The organism is Pseudomonas sp. UBA6562 (assembly GCF_002434265.1).
Taxonomy (GTDB): Bacteria; Pseudomonadota; Gammaproteobacteria; order Pseudomonadales; family Pseudomonadaceae; genus Aquipseudomonas.
Window position 1 is genome coordinate 197818 of record NZ_DJJS01000010.1, and the last position, 18592, is coordinate 216409.

An 18592-nucleotide genomic window follows, 5' to 3' on the forward strand; every position below is an offset into this window, starting at 1 on the left:
GGCACCGGGAAATGGGGAACTCCCGCGCCGGGCGAGCAATAAATAGCCCTTGCCCAGGCAGCACGCGGCGCAGGGTGACGGCCCTTTTGTCTGCCTGGAGCCTTCCCCTGTGAGCACATCGACCGATACCCCGCTGGTGCCTTCCTCCATCGCCACGACGCTCGACCGCCTGGTCGCGTGGGCCGCGTACGTCGAACCACGCCTGCGCGCCCAGCCGCGTTTTCTCGAAGTGCTGGAGGAGCAGGTCGGCGTCGAGTTGCGCACCTACTTCCCAGGGCCGATCGACCCGCGCTTCGTGCAGGACATGATCGACGCCGCCCTGCTGCGGCACATCGACCAGGCGCCGGTGGTCTACGACCAGGCCCTGCACGCGCCTTGGCGCTGGGAGGATCTGAGCGTCCAGGAAATTCCCGAAGAACGCCGCGAAGCCACCGTACAGCTGGTCGAGAGCGTCGGTAGCCGTCTGCTGGAGCACTACGAGGATGCCGTACGCCGCTACTGGAGCCCCACGCCGGCGGGCATCGACGCGGCCGAGGACTACCGGCTGCGCATCGACGCCTGGCTGGACGCCCACCTCCAGGCCATGGGCGACGCCTTGCAGCCGCAGGCCCTGGCCGGCATGGATGCGCCAGGGGCGCGCCTGCTGATCGGAGCGTTGCAACAGGCCTGGCACGAGCAGGCGGTGCTGCCGGCCCTGGCCACCGGCGAGGAGCGCGAGGCCATCGATCGCCTGGGCCGGACGCAACTGCCGGACTGGCGCAAACAGCTCGACGACGCGCAGAGCGCGCGCCTCACCGAAGCGCTGGAACTGTGGCGCGCCGCCGAACAGCACGCCATGGTGTTATTTTCACCCGTGATCGACCTGCAAGCCCATGTACGTCAACGGCTCGGTGAAGCGCTGCGCGAGCAGTACGACAACGAACTGTCTCCCGATTTGATCCGCCTGCGCCTGTCGCGCCGCGATACCGCCGACCGCCCACCTGTCGAACTCACGCTGAGCGAGCTGGCCAGTCGCGGCGCGCGGGACCTCGGCCAGCTCTATCAGGTCGACGACATCGGCAGCGCCGTGCGCCTGGGCGTGGTGCCGACGGCCGAGCAGGTGCAACAGTTGCTGTCGGGCGCCGACTACCTGGCCGGCTACCCCGAGGCGCTGCGCCAACACGCCGCCCACTCCGAGGTACACAGCGCGCTGCTCGATGCGGCCGACTTGGCGCTCAAGTACAGCGCGCTGGTCGGGGCTTTCGCCGGGCACATGACCGACGCCCAGTACGCGCGCGTGCTGGAGGCGGCGGCCGGCACCGGCACCGGGGTCGCGGTCAACGGGGTGCGGGTGTTCGAGGCGCTGTGCGCCGACCTGCGCGTGTTCGCCCTGAGCGGTGACGAAGGCGTGCCGCAGACCTTATTGCTCTACGCGCCCGGTAAACCCGACGGGCAGGAGTGGGTGGAGCTGCGTTCGCCCTTGCAATTGTCCGAAGAGTTGGGCGGCTGGCTGCGCGAGGCGCCGGGGCGCGCCTATGTGCAGGCGCAGGTAGCCCTGGCCGAGCGCGAGCGGGTGGCCCAGGCGATCGAAGCGGTGGTGGAAAGGCCCAGCGACTGGTCTACCGAACAAGCGCACCTGAGCCCCTTCGGCGATTATCGCCAAGCGCTCGAGCACGGCGTACGGGCGCGTCTCCAGGCCCAGCTCGACGAGGTGTCGGGCAGCCAGGTTCCGGCCTGGTACAGCGCCTTGGCGCTGGAAGAACAGCGAGCGATCAACCTGCTGCGCCAGCAGGCGAGCCATGCCGAACAGGACTTCGCCGATGCCCTGGGCGGCTGGCAGAGCTTCCAGCACTACGCGCGCGGCGCCATCGCCCAGGCCATCGAGCCCTATCTGCGCAGCCAGGGGGTGGACGAGGCGGTCGATCCCGAGTCGATTCTCATCGACTACCAGCCGGGCCTGGCCGATGGCCGTGCGGCCACGATCAATCTGGTCGATCTGGTGAGCTTCGGCTACGACGACAACAGCGGCATCGACCACCCCGAGCATGGCGTGCGCTCCAGTGTCGGCCAAGACCTGACCGCCCTGCGCAGTGCCGATCTGGCGCACTACGCGCGGCGCGCCTACCTGGGCGAGCGGTACGCGGCGGCGATGCGCGCCCAGCACCTGCACGCCGCCGACTATGGCCCCAAGCGTCAGACCTTCGCCCGCGCCCTGGCCACCGGCATGGACCGGGACGTGCGCGAGGCGTTGGCCCAGGGCCACATCGACCGCGCCACCTATGAGGGGCTGATGGCACGGCTCAACGCCTTGGCCGCGACCGCTACCCTGGACTTGCCCCAGGACACGGCCGAAACCGTGCTGGATAGCTCCGGCCTGGTTCGGCTCACCCTGGACGACGCGCCGATCCTGGGCGCGTACGTGTTCCGCTGGATGCAGGGCAGCGAGGCCCAGGACTGGCTGTACACCCCTGGCGCCCCTGACGGTTTCCAGCTGCGCCCCTACGCCGAGCTCGACCGGGCGGCGGGCGGGTCGCTGCGCGGTTACCTGCTGACACGCACGCGCCTCAGCCAGCATGCGGCCGTACTGGCGCGTTTGCAGGCACTGGCCAGCGGCAGCGGCCATCGCGATGCGCTGCGTCGGCTCAACCAGGTGGCGGGCTTGGCGAACGAGTACGACCTGTACATCGAGCACGCGCTGGCTGATGTCGAGGACGCCACCGCCAGCCGCGCCGAGGTGATCCGCGATCAGGTGGTCAAGGGTCTGCTGTTCGCCGCGCCGCTGAGCATGGTCTATCCACCCTTCGCCGCCTTCATCGGGGCCTGGTTCGTGGTGGCGCCGTTGCGCGAGGCGGTGATCGCCCACAGCAAGGGCGACACGGCGCGCGCGCTGCAAGCCTGGCTGGAGGTGTCGTGGGGCGCGCTCGGGCTGTTGGCGCACTTGCCCGGCGCGAGCCTCAAGGCGGTCAAGCCGGTGTTGCGCGACCTGGGCCAGCGCTGGCTGCGGCCACGTCCGGTGCTGAGCCAGTCGATGCGCCAGCCCGGTGTGCAACTCGATCGGCATTGGGCGGTGCAGCGTGCGCCGCAGGCCTTGCACGAAGTGGGCGAAGAGGGCATCTGGGCCGGCACCTGGCGTTCCACGGCCACGGCCGAGGCGGCCGATGCCGAGTATTTCATCCGCCAGCAGGGTCGCTTGTTCAAGGTCGAATACGACAGCGCCCATGCCACCCTGCGCGTGGTCAAGGGCAACAATCCCGGCAGCTATCACCGCCAAGCCGTGGTCCTGGGGCCACAAGGGCGCTGGCTGCCCCACAGTAGTGGCTTGCGTGGCGGCGCGCCGGTGCGCGATGGCGGGCGTATCACCCAGCCTCGGCAGATCACCGCCGGCGTCGGCCAGCCGGACAACCGCCGCGGCGCGCTGCAAGGCGAGGCGGTGGTGGGGCGCTTGAGCCAAGAAACCGACGACAATTATCTGTTCACCCTCAACGCCCAGACCTGCGTGGCCGTGTCGCTGTACAACCCCAGCACCCAGGCCGGTGCGGTGATCCACTTCGACCACAACATCAAGCCCCTGATCGAGCAGTCGGTACGCGGCGTGCTGGCACGCATCCGCAGTCAGGCGTCGGACAGGGTCAGCGCGGTGATGGCGGGCGGCGATTGGCTGGGCGGTGAAAGCATCGGCGAGCCGGTGCGCGCCGTGTTGCGCCAGAACGGTCTGCGGCCGAACTGGGAGCACTGGTCCTGGTCCAGCTGTTTCGGCAACACCTACGGCATGACCTTGGACCTGCGCACCGGCCTGACCCGGGTCTATACCCTGAATGGCGATCTGGTCGACCGCGTGCTCACCCCGCTGATGCGCTCGGCGCAGCAGGGCGCGCCGGGTCCGCTGGCGCTGCGCGCGCGGCAGTTCATGGCCCGGGTGCGGTCCGAGCCGCTGGTGCAGGGCAGCGATGGCGTCGTGCGCAACCGTGCAGGCGTCGCGCTGGGCAGTGCCGATTACCAGACCCACGCCATCAGTCTGGTGGACGTCGGCGGCCTGTAAAAACGACAGCCTCGGCGCAAGGCCGGGGCTGTCTTGGGTCATCGCACTACCGCTCGATCAATCCTGGTTGGCCAGTTTGTGCTCGAGGTAGTGGATGTTGATGCCGCCTTTGCAGAAACCTTCATCGCGCACCAGGTCGCGGTGCAGCGGGATGTTGGTCTTGATGCCGTCGACGACGATCTCGTCCAGGGCATTGCGCATGCGTGCCAGGGCTTCTTCGCGGTCCTTGCCGTAGACGATCAGCTTGCCGATCAGCGAATCGTAGTTCGGCGGCACCGAATAGCCGCTGTACAGGTGCGAATCGACCCGCACGCCGTTGCCGCCCGGGGCGTGGAAGTGCTTGACGGTGCCGGGGGAGGGGATGAATTTCTTCGGGTCCTCGGCGTTGATCCGGCATTCCAGCGAGTGGCCACGGATGACCACGTCTTCCTGGCGGTACGACAGCTTGTTGCCGGCGGCGATGCTGAGCATCTCCTTGACGATGTCGATACCGGTGACCATCTCCGAGACCGGGTGCTCGACCTGGACGCGGGTGTTCATCTCGATGAAGTAGAAGCTGCCATTCTCGTACAGGAACTCGAAAGTGCCCGCACCGCGGTAGCCGATCTCGATGCACGCGTCCACGCAGCGCTTGAACACTTCCTGGCGCGCGGTTTCGTCGATGCCGGGGGCCGGCGCTTCTTCCAGCACCTTCTGGTGGCGGCGTTGCAGCGAGCAGTCGCGATCACCCAGGTGGATGGCGTTGCCCTGGCCGTCGGAGAGCACCTGCACTTCCACGTGGCGTGGGTTGGTGAGGAATTTCTCCAGATACACCATCGGGTTGCCGAACGCCGCACCGGCTTCGGTACGGGTCAGTTTGGCCGAGGCGATCAGATCCTCTTCCTTGTGCACCACGCGCATGCCGCGACCGCCGCCGCCGCCGGCGGCCTTGATGATCACCGGGTAGCCGACCTTGCGGGCGATCTCCAGCGCGGCGTCTTCGTCTTCGGGCAGCGGGCCGTCGGAGCCCGGTACGGTCGGCACGCCCGACTTGATCATGGCGTGCTTGGCCGACACCTTGTCGCCCATCAGGCGGATGGTGTCGGCTTTCGGGCCGATGAAGGCGAAGCCGGATTTCTCGACCTGCTCGGCGAAGTCGGCGTTTTCGGCCAGGAAGCCGTAGCCGGGGTGGATCGCCGTGGCGCCGGTGACTTCGGCCGCCGCGATGATCGCCGGAATGTGCAGGTACGACTTGTTGGACGGCGCCGGGCCGATGCACACCGATTCGTCCGCCAGGCCCAGGTGCATCAGTTCGCGGTCGGCCGTGGAATGCACGGCGACGGTCTTGATGCCCAGCTCTTTGCAGGCACGCAGGATGCGCAGGGCGATTTCACCCCGGTTGGCGATCAGGACTTTTTCGAGCTTCCCAGACATCGTTGGCTCTCCGCGCTTCAAACGACGGTGAACAGCGGCTGGTCGAACTCAACCGGCTGACCGTCTTCGACCAGGATGGCATCGATGACGCCGCCGATGTCGGCTTCGATGTGGTTCATCATCTTCATGGCTTCGACGATGCACAGGGTGTCGCCCTTCTTCACCGACTGACCGACTTCGGCGAAGTTCGGCGAGGTCGGCGACGGCTTGCGGTAGAAGGTACCGACCATCGGAGAACGGATCACGGTGCCTTTGAGCGCAGGCGCGGCGGCTTCGGCGGCAGCGACCGGCGCGGCAGGGGCAGCGGCGGCAGGAGCGGCGAACGGCGCGGCCATCGGGGCGGGTGCGTAGAACTGCTGGCCGGCCGGGGTCTTGCTGTGACGGCTGATGCGGACGGACTCTTCGCCTTCCTTGATCTCCAGCTCGTCGATGCCAGACTCTTCCAGCAGCTCGATCAGTTTCTTGACTTTACGGATATCCATTAAGCGACTCCCAGGATTCGGTCGGGGGTGTAAATTGAAAACGTATCAGCAACGTTCAGTCGAAGCCGCGGCCCGAGGCCACGGCTGTGTGTCATCAGGGCTGTGCGGGCGCAGCCAGGTGTTCGAACGCGGACTCCAGGGCCAGGCGATAGCCGGTGGCGCCCAGACCGCAAATCACGCCAACCGCCACGTCGGAAAAGTAAGAGTGGTGACGGAACGGTTCGCGCTTGTGCACGTTGGACAGGTGCACTTCGATGAATGGGATGCTCACCGCCAGCAATGCGTCACGTAGCGCGACGCTGGTATGGGTGAACGCCGCCGGATTGATCAGGATGAAATCGACGCCTTCGTCGCGTGCGGCGTGGATGCGTTCGATCAGCACGTGCTCGGCATTGCTCTGCAAGGTGTGCAGGCGGTGGCCCTGAGCCTGGGCGCGTTGCTCCAGGTCCTGATTGATCTGCGGCAGCGTAGCGGCGCCATAGTGGCCTGGCTCGCGGGTGCCCAGCAGGTTCAGGTTGGGGCCATGCAGCACCAGTAGGGTTGCCATCTGCGATTCCTTGGTTTTGTAGGGCAATTCGACACAGCGCGGCGACTATGCCGCAAACCGCTTTGAGTGTCCAGTTCCCGGCAATAGTCAGCACGATGACCGAGGTTCGACCAAAGTACGTGACTAAAAGCCAGAAATGGGTCATTTAGATGACGACGGCGCGTCAGGGCTGGAGTTTGCTGCGCACTCGGCTCAGGGTGGCGACGAAGTCGTCGACGTTCACTTCGCCTACCACACGGTCTGTACGCAGTTCGTCGCCGTTCGCCGCAAAGAACAGCAGCGCGGGCGGGCCGAACAGGCCGTAGCGGTCGAGCAGGGCGCGCTGTTCGGCGTTGCTCTGGGTGATGTCCAGGCGCAGCAGGGTGAAATCGTCCAAGGGTTGCTGCACGGCCGGCGCGTTGAGCACTTCGTGTTCGATGACCTTGCAGCTGATGCACCAGTCGGCGTACCAATCGAGCAGCACTGGGCGGCCGGCGGCCTTGGCCTCGGCCAGCGCAGTGTCGAGCGCGGCGGGAGTGCTCAGGGTCTGCCAGCGTCCGGCGCTGGCGACGGTTTGGGCCGCGCCGGGCGCCGTGGCCTGGGGCAAGGGGCGCAATGGGTCGCCTTGACCGCTCAGTGCGCCGTACCAGCAGGCCAGGCCGTAGCTGAGCAGCAGCAGGCCCAGCAGTTGCGCCAGGCGCTGGCGCGGGCTCTTCACCTGCGCCCACTCCAGGGCGCCGAGGAACAGCGCCACGCCCACCGCCAGCAAGCCCACCAGCAGCAGCGTCGCCGGCCCCGGCAGCACGCGGCTGAGCAGGCCGATGGCCAGCCCCAGCAGCAGCACGCCGACAGCGTTCTTCACGGTGTTCATCCAGGCGCCGCTCTTGGGCAGCCAGGCTGCGCCGCCCACGCCGACCAGCACCAGCGGCGCGCCCATGCCCAGCCCCAGGGCGAACAGCTTCAGCGCGCCGCCCAAGGCATCGCCGCTGGCGCTGATGTACAAGAGGGCGCCGGCCAGCGGCGCGGAGACGCAGGGCGAGACCAGCAGGCTCGACAGCACCCCCAGCACCGCCGCGCCCAGCAGCGAGCCGCCGCGGGTGCGCTGGGCCATGCCGTCCAGACGGTCGCTCAACCGTTGCGGCAGCTTGATCTCGAACAAGCCGAACATGGCCAAGGCGAAGAGCACGAAGAACAGCGCGAAGGGCACCAGCACCCAGGGCGATTGCAGTTGCGCCTGCAGGTTCAGCCCCGCGCCGAACAGCCCCATCAGCGCGCCCAGCACGGCGAAACTCGCCGCCATGGGCACCACGTAGGCCAGCGACAGCGCCAGCCCACGGCCGCCGCCCACTTGCCCGCGCAGCACCACGCCCGACAGGATCGGCAGCATCGGCAGCACGCAGGGGGTGAAGGTCAGGCCGACACCAGCGAGGAAGAACAGCAGCAGCGATTTCCAGCTCCAGCCCTCTTCGGGCGCCAGGCCTGTGGCGCCTGTGGCGGGGCCGTCGCCGGGAATGCTCAGGCGCTGGGTCTGTGGCGGGTAGCACAGGCCCTTGTCGGCGCAGCCCTGATAGCCCACCAGCAGGGTGAAGGCTTGCGGCACGTCCTGGCGCGGCACGCGGATGTCGACCACGTCGTGGTATACCTCGACGTCGCCGAAGAACTCGTCGTGCTTGGGCTGGCCTGGCGGAATCTGCGCCGTGCCCAGGGCCAGGCCCGCCGGTTCGCTGTGGAACTGGAAGCGGTGTTTGTACAGGTAGTAGCCATCGGTGGCGACGAAGCGCAGGGTGACGCTTTGCGCGTCGCTCTTGACCAGGCTCAGCTGGAAGGCTTTCTCGACCGGCAGGAAGTCGGCCTGGTTGCTGCCGGGCGCTGCGCCCAGGGTGGCGCTGGGGCGGTCGTCGAGCAGCCCGGCGGCGAATGCGGGGCTGGCCAGCAGCAGGATCAACAGGAAAAACAGGCGGCGCATGGCGGACTCGCTAGGTGGAACGTGCGCGCATGATAGCGGAGTTGCCGGCAGGGGTCATGAACGCCACAGGGTGCTCCACCCGCCGTGCTCGGCAGGCGCGAGAATCAGGCCCTTGGCGTCGGGCCTGCCATGCAGGCAGGGCAGAAGACCGCGCCGCTCCACGTCCACGCGGCGTTCGAACGCGACCTTTGGCCGTCCGGGCGCCGGCCTCACACCCGAAACGCCCGCACCGCCGTATTCAATTCGCCCCCCAGCCTCAGCAACTGGCCGCCTTGCGCGCGCCCCTCGCCGATGCGCTGCAGGTTGTCGTTGCCCAAGGCGTGGATGCGTTCGCTGTGGTCGCGGATCTCGCCCACCGCGCCGCGCTGCTGGGCGGTGGCATCGGCGATGCGTACGGCCGTGTCGGCGATGGTGGCGATGGCGCGCACGATGTCGTCCAGGGCGCCGTCGGCGGCCTGCGCCTGGCTGGCGGTATGGCGGGCGTGCTCGAGCTGCGCGCGCATGCCGTCCACCGACTGGCGCGCGGCGTGCTGCAGGCGGTCGATCAGGCTCTGGATTTCGCCGGTGGCGCCGGTGGTGCGCTGTGCCAGCGAGCGTACTTCGTCGGCGACCACGGCGAAGCCGCGGCCCATCTCTCCGGCGCGGGCGGCCTCTATGGCCGCGTTGAGGGCCAGCAGGTTGGTCTGTTCGGCGATCGAGCAGATCACCGTCAGCACGCTGCCGATGGTGGCCGACTCCTCGGCCAGTTGCTCGATGCTGCGGGCATTGCCCTGCACCTCCTCGACCAGGGTGCGCAGGCCCGCCAGACTGCCGCCGATCACCTGCTGACCTTGTGCGACCGCGCTGCCGGCGTCCTGGCTGGCACCGGCGGCGGCGCTCGCGTCGCTGGCGACCTGGACGATGGTGGCTTCCAGTTCGCCCAAGGCGTCGCGGATCAGCGCGGTGTCGCCGGCCTGGCGTTCGGCGCCGTCGTGCAGGGCGCTGCTCATGTCGGCCAGCGCATGGCTGCTGCCGCCTACCTGCTCGGCGTGGTGGCGCAGCGTGCCGATCAGCTCCACCAGGTAGTGGCGCAGGCGGTTGAGCGAGGCCTGGATGTCGTGCAGTTCGCGGTTGGTGCGGCCTAGTGCGATGGGCTGGGCGAAATTGCCCTCGGCCCAGCGCGACAGGGCCGGGGCCAGGTTGCCCAGGGTGCGCGCGAGGCGGCGCTGAAGGGTGTCGATGAGCACGGCGATGAGCAGGATCAGCGCGATCATCAGACCTTGCAAGGTACGCACTTCGCTCTGGATCTGGCCGTGCAGGGCGCGCACCTGGGGCTCCACGGCGGCGATCGCGCTGCGTACCGCACCAACGCGCCGTTCGGTGCTGGCGGCCAGGGCGGCGCGTTGCTCGATCTGGGCGCGGGTGCGCTGCAACTCGGTCGGGTAGCGATTGATGAGGCTGCGCAGTTGGCGTTTGAGGTCGACGCCCAGGTCTTGCGGGGCCTGCTGGGCTTCGCTCTGCAAACCCATGAGCGCGGCGAAGTCGTCGCCGCCCGTGGTTGCCGCAACGGTCACGCCGAGCAGGGGCAAGGCGTCGAGCTGCGCGGCCTGGGCGTCGATCAACTGCAGCTCGCGTTGCACCTCGTCGGCCAGTTCGGCGCGACCGCTGCTGACCAGCTTGTCGCGCGCCAGGGACAGCCGCGCCAGGTGCACGGCGGCGTCCAGCAGCGGCGCACGGTAACCGTCGGCTGTGGCGCCGCCGCCATCGGCCGCATAGCGCGCCAGTTGCTGGAGGGTCGCGCCTAGCTCGCGCTCGGCCTGCAACAGCAGGGCCTGGGGATCGGCGGCCAGCTTGCCGGCGGCCAGCAGGTCGGCTGCGGCGAAACGCTGCAAGTCGTCCAGGCTCGGGTGCAGGCTGTCGGCCAAGGCGCTAGGCCAGGCGTTCAGGCTTTCTTGCAACTGCTCGATGGCTTGGATGGCGGCGGCATGGCGCAGCGCATCGCCACTGCCCAGGTACGCCTGGACGTTGGCCGCGCCCTCGTTCTGGAAGCGCTGGGCCAGGGTCAGGTAGCGTTCCATCATCTGGTACGGACGTTGAAGCGCCTGCTGCGACCACCACAGGGTCGCGCCCAAGGCGATGCACACCGTTACCAGCAGCAGGGTGTTGAGGTTGGTCAGCAGCTTCAGACGCATGCGCGCGCACTTCCGGCAGGGGGATGACCGCGCTGACGGTATTGCCCATTGATGACCGGTTGATGACGGCAGAGGCCTGTGTCCTTTGCAGGCGCGGTGGGACGGCATGGCGGTTTGCACGCGACGGTCGCAGCGAAGCGCCGATCCGGGCGGTATGTCGATGCCTGGCGCATGGCGATGCGAGCAGTGGGCCGACCGCGTCGCTTGGAGTGGGCCGGCTGTGCCGGCCACCGCTACCGAGCGGAAGCGCCGAACCGGCCGCTACGGGGCCGGCTCGGCTTTCAGAACGCAGTTGCGCCCGCTGTGCTTGGCGGCGTACAGCGCTTCGTCGGCGATGTTGCCCAGCTGGGAGGCGTCCATGCCGTCGCCCAGGTTCGCCACGCCGGCGCTGAAGGTGCAGTTCAACGGCTGCGGGTGGGCCGGGTAGTGCAGCTCGGCGAAGCGTTGGCGCAGGTCGTCGAGCAGGCGGTAGGCCGCGTCCAGCGGCGTGTCGGGCATGACGATGGCGAACTCTTCGCCGCCGTAGCGCCCGATGAAGTCGGTGCGCCGCAGGCGCTGGCGCAGGAACAGCGCCAGGCTCTTGAGCACGCGATCGCCGGTGGGATGGCCGTGCACGTCGTTGATGCGCTTGAAGTGATCGATGTCGAGCATGGCGAAGCTCAATGGCTGGCCCTCGCGGCGTGCGCGGTGGCTGCAATCTTCGAGCAGTTGCAGGATGTGCGTGTGGTTGTACAGACCGGTCAGGCTGTCGCGCACCAGGCGCGCGTTCAAGTGGCGGGCACGGGCGGCGCGGTTGTGCACCGTGGTGACCAGTTGCCGGGCCTGCACCGGCTTGGTGAGGAAGTCGTCGCCGCCTTCGCTCATGGCTTCGAGCTGCTTGTCCAGGTCGGCTTCGGCCGACAGGTAGATGATCGGCACGCTCACGTAGCGATCGTTATGGCGAATGGCCCGTGCCAGCTCCGAGCCCGTACAGCCCGGCATGTACATGTCGAGGATGATCAGGTCGGGCTGGAAGTCGGCGAGGATGTCCATGGTGCGCAGCGGCTCGATGAGCACCCGCGTGGAGATCCCCGCGTGCCTGAGCATGCGCTCGGTGTACAGCGCCTGGGCGCGCGAGTCGTCGATGATCAGCACGCGGAACGGGTCCACGTCGGCGGAATCGTTCAAGCGTTCGATCTTTTCCAGCAGCGCGGAGGCCTCCAGGGTGCCGGTGAGAAACGCCTTGCCGCCGATGCGCGCCGCGCTCAATCGCGCACACGTGTCGTTGTCGTCCTGGCTGAAGAACAACAGCGCCAATGGCGGTTCGGCGTCGGCTTGCAGGGCTTGGGCCAATTGCAGGCCGCGACCGGGGCCTGCGAAATCCACATCCAGCACCACGATGCCCGGCGGCGCTTCGGCCAGCGCGCTGCGCAAGGCTTCGGCGCTGTCCAGGGCTTGCGCCGCCAGGCCGAAGAACGCCAGTTGCTGGACCAGCCGCTCGGTCGCTTGCGCATCTTCCAGCAACAGGTACAGCGGCCGGCGCAAGGCCGGCAGGAGCACGTCGTCGAACTGGTCGTCGCGGCGCAGGCTGCTGCGGGCCAGTTGCTGGATCAAGGGCGCAAGCGCGTCCAGCGCGCCGGCCGGCAACGACGGCTGGCCTTCGAGCAGCGGTTCGAGCTGCGCACACAGGGCCTGGGCCGCAGCCACTTGTTGCGCGTGCTCGCACTGCTCGGCGGTCCGCCACAGGCGCAGGCTCGCCTTGTGCAGATAGCGCAGGCCGGTGCGGGTCGGGTCGGTGTGGTGCAGGCGTTGCCAGAGCAGCAGGACATCGCGGGTTTGTTGCAGCACTTGGTGCATGCGCGAAGACCTTGAGGGGGTGGAAGAGGGGGTAAGGGGTGGGTTCATGGGCTCACTGCGGTCGCAGTCCGATAGTGGCTCCATGCTAGCACTGCTCGGGGGCCAACGGCCCGCTGCCATGCGATAAAAAGCAGCATCTTTGTGTACGGCCCGCCGAGCGGTGGGTCGCGTATGCGCATGAAAGCGTCTGCTTTATAGTGCCGAGCCAGGGATCTGCCGTGGCACCCTAGCGTTACCCTGTGGTCCAAGCCCCAGGCCCTGTAGCGAAAGCGTCTGCCCAGGGCAGGCGGTTTCCGTACAACGTTTCGCACTCGACGTGACTGAATTAAGGACAAAAGCCATGCTGGACTGGAAAAAACGCGAGGCCGCTGAAGCGCCGAGCGAGCGGGCCGAATCCCGCAAAGCCACCCCCCGCCGCCGTGGCGGCATCTGGGGCCGTACCTTGGCTGCGGTGATCGGTGTGTACCTGCTGGTGTGCATCGGCCTGAGCTGGTACTGGAGCCAGGAGCCCGACCTGTTCCCGGTGCAGCAGACCGCGCAGACCGCCGCGCAGCAGTCCGGCCAGAAGATGGTCGTGGGCTACACCACCGTCGAAACCCTGAAGAACGTGTCCGGCACCCTGCTGAACAAGCCGGGTGGCTACATCGCCAACGACCGTTTCCCGCCAGGCCTGTGGATGGACAACATGCCGAGCTGGGAGTACGGCGTGCTGGTCCAGGTGCGTGACCTGTCCCGCGCATTGCGCAAGGACTTCGCCCGTTCCCAGTCGCAGTCCACCGAAGACGCGGACTTGGCCAAGGCCGAGCCACGCTTCAACTTCGACCACAAGAGCTGGATCCTGCCGTCGAGCGAATCGGAGTTCGAGGAAGGCATCAAGTCGCTGTCGCGTTACCAGGCGCGCCTGGCCGCCGGCGACAAGGGCGCGATCTTCTACACCCGTGCCGACAACCTCAACAACTGGTTGGGCGACGTCGCCACCCGTCTGGGCTCGCTGTCGCAGCGCCTGTCGGCGAGCGTCGGCCGGGTCAAGCTCAACAGCAACCTGAAGACCGAGGCCATCGTGCCTGGCCAAGCGCCGCAAGTGGACGAGGAGCTGGTGGAAACGCCTTGGCTGCAGATCGACAACGTGTTCTACGAGGCCCGTGGCCAGGCATGGGCGCTGTCGCACCTGCTGCGCGCCATCGAAGTCGACTTCGCCGACGTGCTGGCGAAGAAGAATGCCACCGTCAGCGTGCGGCAGATCATCCGCGAACTGGAAGCCTCGCAGGAACCGCTGTGGAGCCCGATGGTGCTCAACGGCAGCGGCTTCGGCATGTGGGCCAACCACTCGCTGGTGATGGCCAACTACATCTCCCGTGCCAATGCCGCAGTGATCGACCTGCGCCAGCTGCTGTCCCAGGGCTGATATGCCGATCGACCCTGTGGAGGCCGCGCACCGCGCGGCCTCCGACGTTGAGCGGGTCGCCTGGGTGGATGCCCAGGACCGCCTGCTCGGTGCCCTGCAACGGGCCGAACTGCGCGAGCGTGCGCTGATCGGCCGTGGCACGTTCATTCTCCTGTTCAATGGCCAAGGCGAGCTGTGCGTGCACCGCCGCACCTTGAGCAAGGCGCTGTACCCCGGTTACTGGGACGTGGCCGCCGGCGGCATGGTCGGGCCTGAGGAAACCTATGCGCAATCGGCCGCCCGTGAACTGGAGGAAGAGCTGGGCGTGAGCGGCGTGGCGTTGCAGTTCCATGAAAAGTTCTTCTTCGACCAACCCGACAACCACCTGTGGTGCGCGGTGTTCTCTGCGGTATGGGACGGTCCTTTGCGCCTGCAACCCGAAGAGGTGTTGGAAGCGCGTTTCGTCAGCCTCGACCAAGCGCAAGCCGACAGCCTGAGCAAGCCCTACTGCCCCGATTCCCTGGCCGCGTTGCAACGTTACCGGCACGCGCTCGGCCGTTGACCTGGCGACGCCTCCGCCAAGGTCGCAAAACAGGCGAAAAATGGCGCATTCCGCTACTTGGGCCGTAGGCTTTTTCTCGTTAAACTGCGCGCCCTTTATGGGTTGCCGCGTGTACCGCGGCAATCAGCGCCGCCCCTGCCAGAGTGGGGCTTCGCGGTCGGCCCGCCACCAGGCTCGATCAGTTTCTGCCCTCAACAAGAGGCACGAACGTGGCCAAGAAATCCTCCTCCTTCGCCGCCCTCGGCGGTCTGGTCTATTCCACCGACGCCGGTCGCCATTGCCCCGACTGCAGCCAGCCGGTCGATGCCTGCATCTGCCAGCAGCACGTGCCGCAAGGCGACGGCATCGCCCGTGTGCGGCGCGAGAGCAAGGGCCGCGGCGGCAAGACCGTCACCACCATCACCGGCCTGACCCTGGCGGCCGAGCCGTTGAAGGCGCTGGCCACCGAGCTCAAACGCCGCTGCGGCACCGGTGGCGCGCTCAAGGACGGCGTCATCGAGATCCAGGGCGAGCATGTCGAACTGCTGCTCGCCGAACTGACCAAGCGTGGCTTCACCGCCAAGAAGTCGGGTGGCTGAAGGCTGCGCGCGGGTGCGTTGCCGGCGACTTCGAGCGCCGTCCGACCCCACCCTGCATGACCTAAGGCGCCAGGCCCTTGCCGCAGCGGCCAAGGTTTTTACCCCTGCGTTTCTAAACTCGCTTGTGCAACCGGGGTCTATCCCCAGCATGGACGAACCGTCATTTTCAGCTTCTACACTGCCTGCCACCGCGCATTGGGCCGTGTTCTGACTTCTCTAATAGGGGACTTGAATGTCCGTACGACGCACACGCAAAGACGATGGCAGCCAGTGGACCGTGGCCGACAGCCGCAGTGTTTATGGCATTCGCCATTGGGGCGCAGGCTATTTCGCCATCAATGAAGCCGGGCGCGTGGAAGTGCGCCCCAACGGCCCCGACAGCTCGCCCATCGACCTCTTCGAACAGGTCGACGAGCTGCGTCAGAGCGGCCTGAGCCTGCCGCTGCTGGTGCGTTTCCCCGACATCCTGCAAGACCGCGTGCGCCAGCTCACCGGCGCCTTCGACGCCAACATCGCGCGCATGGAGTACCAGAGCCAGTACACCGCCCTGTACCCGATCAAGGTCAACCAGCAGGAGGCGGTGGTCGAGAACATCATCGCCACGCAGAACGTCTCCATCGGCCTGGAAGCCGGCTCCAAGCCGGAGCTGCTGGCCGTGCTGGCCCTGGCGCCCAAGGGTGGCACCATCGTCTGCAACGGCTACAAGGACCGCGAGTTCATCCGCCTGGCGCTGATGGGCCAGAAGCTGGGCCACAACGTGTTCATCGTCATCGAGAAAGAGTCGGAAGTGGCCCTGGTGATCGACGAAGCCGCCGAGCTCAAGGTCAAGCCCCAGGTCGGCCTGCGCGTGCGCCTGTCGTCGCTGGCGTCGAGCAAATGGGCCGACACCGGTGGCGAGAAGTCCAAGTTCGGGCTCTCGGCCGCGCAGTTGCTGTCGGTGGTGCAACGCTTCAAGGACGCCGGCCTCGACCAGGGCATCCGCCTGCTGCACTTCCATATGGGCTCGCAGATCGCCAACCTGGCCGACTACCAGCACGGTTTCAAGGAAGCCATCCGCTATTACGGCGAGCTGCGCGCGCTGGGCCTGCCGGTCGACCACATCGACGTCGGCGGCGGTCTGGGCGTCGACTACGACGGTACCCACTCGCGCAACGCCAGCTCGATCAACTACGACATCGACGACTACGCCGCCGTGGTGGTGGGCATGCTCAAGGAGTTCTGCGACGCCCAGGGCTTGCCACACCCGCACATCTTCTCCGAGAGCGGCCGGGCGCTGACCGCGCACCATGCCATGCTGGTGGTGCAGGTCACCGACGTCGAGAAGCACAACGACCAGGTGCCGACCATTGAAGACAAGGCCAGCCTGCCGGAGACCGTGCAGTGGCTGGTCGACCTGCTCGGCCCGACCGACATCGAGATGGTCACCGAAACCTACTGGCGCGCCACCCACTACATGAGCGATGTGGCCGCGCAGTACGCCGACGGCAAGCTCAGCCTGTCCGAAAAGGCCCTGGCCGAGCAGTGCTACTTCGCTGTGTGCCGGCGCCTGCACAATTCGCTCAAGGCCCGCCAGCGCTCGCACCGCCAGGTGCTCGACGAGCTCAACGACAAGCTGGCCGACAAGTACATCTGCAACTTCTCGGTGTTCCAGAGCTTGCCCGACACCTGGGCCATCGGCCAGGTGCTGCCGATCCTGCCGCTGCACCGCCTGGACGAAGAGCCGCTGCGCCGCGCCGTGCTGCAAGACCTGACCTGCGACTCGGACGGCAAGATCAACCAGTACGTCGACGAGCAGAGCATCGAGACCAGCCTGCCGGTGCATGGCATCAACGAAGGCGAAGACTACCTGCTGGGCATCTTCCTGGTTGGCGCCTACCAGGAAATCCTCGGCGACATGCACAACCTGTTCGGCGACACCGACTCGGTGAACATCTACCAGAACGCCGACGGCAGCGTGTACCACGCCGGCATCGAGACCCACGACACCATCGAGGACATGCTGCGCTACGTGCACCTGTCGCCCGAAGAGCTGATGACCCACTACCGCGACAAGGTCGCCAGCGCCAAGATCAGCCCGCGCGAGCGTACCCAGTACCTCGACGCGCTGCGCCTGGGGCTGACCCGCTCGTCGTACCTGTCGTCCTGATCTGCCGTGCGGGAGTGGGTTCGCCCGCTTCCGCACGTTGCGGTCTACATCCAGCCGTCTCTGCGCTGCAAGCGCCAGGCGATCCCACCCAGGGTGATCGCCCGCAGCGCCATGAACGCCAGAAACGCCAACCACAATCCATGGTTGCCCAGCCCGCGCAAGGCCAGGGCCAGCGGCAAAGCGAGCAACACCGACAGCAGCATGGCGTTGCGCATCTCCCGTGCCCGCGTGGCGCCGATGAACAGCCCGTCGAGCAGATAGCTCCATACCGCCACCAATGGCAGCAGCGCCAGGTACGGCAGATACGGATACGCCGCTTGGCGCACGCTCGCGATGTCGGTCTGAGTGTCGACGAACAGGTGCCCGGCACCCAGGAACAGCGCCGCGAAGCCCAGACTCACCAGCAACGACCAGCCCCCGGCCACCACCAGCGAACGGCGCAACACCTCGCGCTGGCGGGCGCCGATGGCATGGCCGCACAGCGCCTCCACCGCATGGGCCAGGCCGTCCAGCGCGTAGGCGGTGAGCAGCAGGCCATTGAGCAGCAGCGCGTTGGCCGCCACCGTCGCCTCGCCCAGCCGCGCACCCTGCACGGTCAGCAGCAGGAACACACCCTGCAACGCCAGGCTGCGCAGGAAGATGTCGCGGTTGACCGCCAGCAACGGGCGCCAGGCCTGCCAGCGACGCAGGGCCGGCCATGCCATGCGCCCCGGATGGGCGCGCAGCGCCGGGCGGGTCAGGGCCAGGCCCAGCAGGGCGGCGCTCCACTCGGCGATCACCGAGGCGCGCGCCGAACCGACCACGCCCCAGTCCAGCCCCAGCACGAACCACAGGTTCAAGGCGATGTTCAGCAGGTTGGTGGCCAAGAGGATCGCCAGCGGCGCGCGGGCGTTCTGCGTGCCGAGGAACCAGCCTACCAGCGCATAACTGGCCAGCGCCGCCGGCAGGCCGAACAGGCGGGTATGGAAGAAGTCCTGGGTGGCCTGTTGCAGGGCCGCGCTGGGCTGCATGACGTGCAGTGCCAACTGGCTGAAGGGCAGGGCGAGCAGGCCCAGCAGCAGCGCCAGGCCCACCGCCAGCAGCAGGCCCTGGGCCAGCACCTGGCGCAACCCCGCGCCGTCGCCGCGCCCGGCCGCCTGGGCGGCGAAGCCGGTGGCGCCCATGCGCAGGAAGCCCATCAGGCCCATCATGAAGGTGAACAGCACCGCGCCCACCGCCACCGCGCCCAACTGATGGGCATGGGGCAAGTGGCCGACCACCGTGCTGTCGACCAGGGCCACCAGCGGCACGCTGACGTTGGACAGGACCATCGGCGCGGCCAGTGCCCAGACCTTGCGGTGGGTGGCGCGGTGGCGCCAGTCGGTCAGCAGTGAAGGCATGCGGCTCCAGATGGTTCGGGCATGACAGGGGTGTCCGGCGGATGGCCCACAATGGGGCCGGGGCATCCGATCATCGCAGGAAAACCGCGCATTCTACCGGGCTCCGGGCAAGTGGACATATTTTGTAAAAT

12 protein-coding genes are annotated in these 18592 nt (G+C 67.5%); 5 read left to right on the forward strand and 7 right to left on the reverse strand.

The window, feature by feature from the left end; translation table 11 throughout:
* Positions 1–109 precede the first annotated feature (109 nt).
* Entirely contained in the window at positions 110–4018 is a 3909-nt protein-coding gene (locus B4M43_RS20820) for a type III effector 1 (protein WP_296269346.1), read from the forward strand.
* A 57-nt stretch (positions 4019–4075) separates the two neighbouring features.
* On the opposite strand, the gene accC is transcribed toward B4M43_RS20820, so the two are convergent.
* From accC to B4M43_RS20850, 6 genes are all read right to left on the reverse strand, one after another.
* On the reverse strand, positions 4076–5431 hold the full coding sequence (gene accC / locus B4M43_RS20825; protein ID WP_296269347.1) for an acetyl-CoA carboxylase biotin carboxylase subunit: 1356 nt from the start codon (positions 5429–5431) through the stop codon (positions 4076–4078).
* Between the two features lie 17 nt (positions 5432–5448).
* Entirely contained in the window at positions 5449–5913 is a 465-nt protein-coding gene (gene accB / locus B4M43_RS20830; protein WP_296269348.1) for an acetyl-CoA carboxylase biotin carboxyl carrier protein, read from the reverse strand.
* Positions 5914–6007: 94 nt separating this feature from the next.
* Positions 6008–6460: a type II 3-dehydroquinate dehydratase gene (aroQ, locus tag B4M43_RS20835; protein ID WP_296269349.1), complete on the reverse strand. Its 453-nt coding sequence runs from the start codon at positions 6458–6460 to the stop codon at positions 6008–6010.
* Between the two features lie 163 nt (positions 6461–6623).
* Positions 6624–8405 carry a protein-disulfide reductase DsbD gene (locus B4M43_RS20840; protein ID WP_296269350.1) on the reverse strand — a complete coding sequence of 594 codons (1782 nt, stop codon included), beginning with the start codon at positions 8403–8405 and terminating at the stop codon, positions 6624–6626.
* 209 nt (positions 8406–8614) lie between these two features.
* A complete protein-coding gene (locus tag B4M43_RS20845) occupies positions 8615–10684 on the reverse strand; it encodes a methyl-accepting chemotaxis protein (protein ID WP_414707895.1) in 2070 nt (689 codons plus the stop codon).
* 153 nt (positions 10685–10837) lie between these two features.
* The gene (locus B4M43_RS20850) at positions 10838–12460 is read right to left on the reverse strand and encodes a diguanylate cyclase (protein ID WP_414707892.1); all 1623 of its coding nucleotides are present in this window, start codon (positions 12458–12460) and stop codon (positions 10838–10840) included.
* Positions 12461–12752: 292 nt separating this feature from the next.
* Here B4M43_RS20850 and B4M43_RS20855 point away from each other — a divergent pair, with 292 nt between their 5' ends.
* The 4 genes from B4M43_RS20855 (at position 12753) to speA (ending at position 17082) form a co-directional block, all read left to right on the forward strand.
* Positions 12753–13817 (forward strand): DUF2333 family protein, encoded by a 1065-nt coding sequence (locus B4M43_RS20855; protein ID WP_296269353.1) that lies wholly within the window; start codon positions 12753–12755, stop codon positions 13815–13817.
* Position 13818: 1 nt separating this feature from the next.
* Complete coding sequence (locus B4M43_RS20860) at positions 13819–14358, forward strand: NUDIX hydrolase (RefSeq protein WP_296269354.1); 540 nt, start codon at positions 13819–13821, stop codon at positions 14356–14358.
* A 209-nt stretch (positions 14359–14567) separates the two neighbouring features.
* On the forward strand, positions 14568–14936 hold the full coding sequence (locus B4M43_RS20865; RefSeq protein ID WP_296269355.1) for a translation initiation factor Sui1: 369 nt from the start codon (positions 14568–14570) through the stop codon (positions 14934–14936).
* A 232-nt stretch (positions 14937–15168) separates the two neighbouring features.
* Complete coding sequence (speA, locus tag B4M43_RS20870; protein ID WP_296269356.1) at positions 15169–17082, forward strand: arginine decarboxylase; 1914 nt, start codon at positions 15169–15171, stop codon at positions 17080–17082.
* Positions 17083–17126: 44 nt separating this feature from the next.
* On the opposite strand, the gene B4M43_RS20875 is transcribed toward speA, so the two are convergent.
* The gene (locus B4M43_RS20875; RefSeq protein ID WP_296269357.1) at positions 17127–18461 is read right to left on the reverse strand and encodes an MATE family efflux transporter; all 1335 of its coding nucleotides are present in this window, start codon (positions 18459–18461) and stop codon (positions 17127–17129) included.
* Positions 18462–18592 lie beyond the last annotated feature (131 nt).

Bases quoted from the DNA above. Each gene is read 5' to 3' on its own strand.
- accC (WP_296269347.1), bottom strand. From the start codon at position 5,431: ATGTCTGGGAAGCTCGAAAAAGTCCTGATCGCCAACCGGGGTGAAATC.
- accB (WP_296269348.1), bottom strand. From the start codon at position 5,913: ATGGATATCCGTAAAGTCAAGAAACTGATCGAGCTGCTGGAAGAGTCT.
- aroQ (WP_296269349.1), bottom strand. From the start codon at position 6,460: ATGGCAACCCTACTGGTGCTGCATGGCCCCAACCTGAACCTGCTGGGC.
- B4M43_RS20840 (WP_296269350.1), bottom strand. From the start codon at position 8,405: ATGCGCCGCCTGTTTTTCCTGTTGATCCTGCTGCTGGCCAGCCCCGCA.
- B4M43_RS20845 (WP_414707895.1), bottom strand. From the start codon at position 10,684: ATGCCGTCCCACCGCGCCTGCAAAGGACACAGGCCTCTGCCGTCATCA.
- B4M43_RS20850 (WP_414707892.1), bottom strand. From the start codon at position 12,460: ATGAACCCACCCCTTACCCCCTCTTCCACCCCCTCAAGGTCTTCGCGC.
- B4M43_RS20855 (WP_296269353.1), top strand. From the start codon at position 12,753: ATGCTGGACTGGAAAAAACGCGAGGCCGCTGAAGCGCCGAGCGAGCGG.
- B4M43_RS20860 (WP_296269354.1), top strand. From the start codon at position 13,819: ATGCCGATCGACCCTGTGGAGGCCGCGCACCGCGCGGCCTCCGACGTT.
- speA (WP_296269356.1), top strand. From the start codon at position 15,169: ATGTCCGTACGACGCACACGCAAAGACGATGGCAGCCAGTGGACCGTG.
- B4M43_RS20875 (WP_296269357.1), bottom strand. From the start codon at position 18,461: ATGCCTTCACTGCTGACCGACTGGCGCCACCGCGCCACCCACCGCAAG.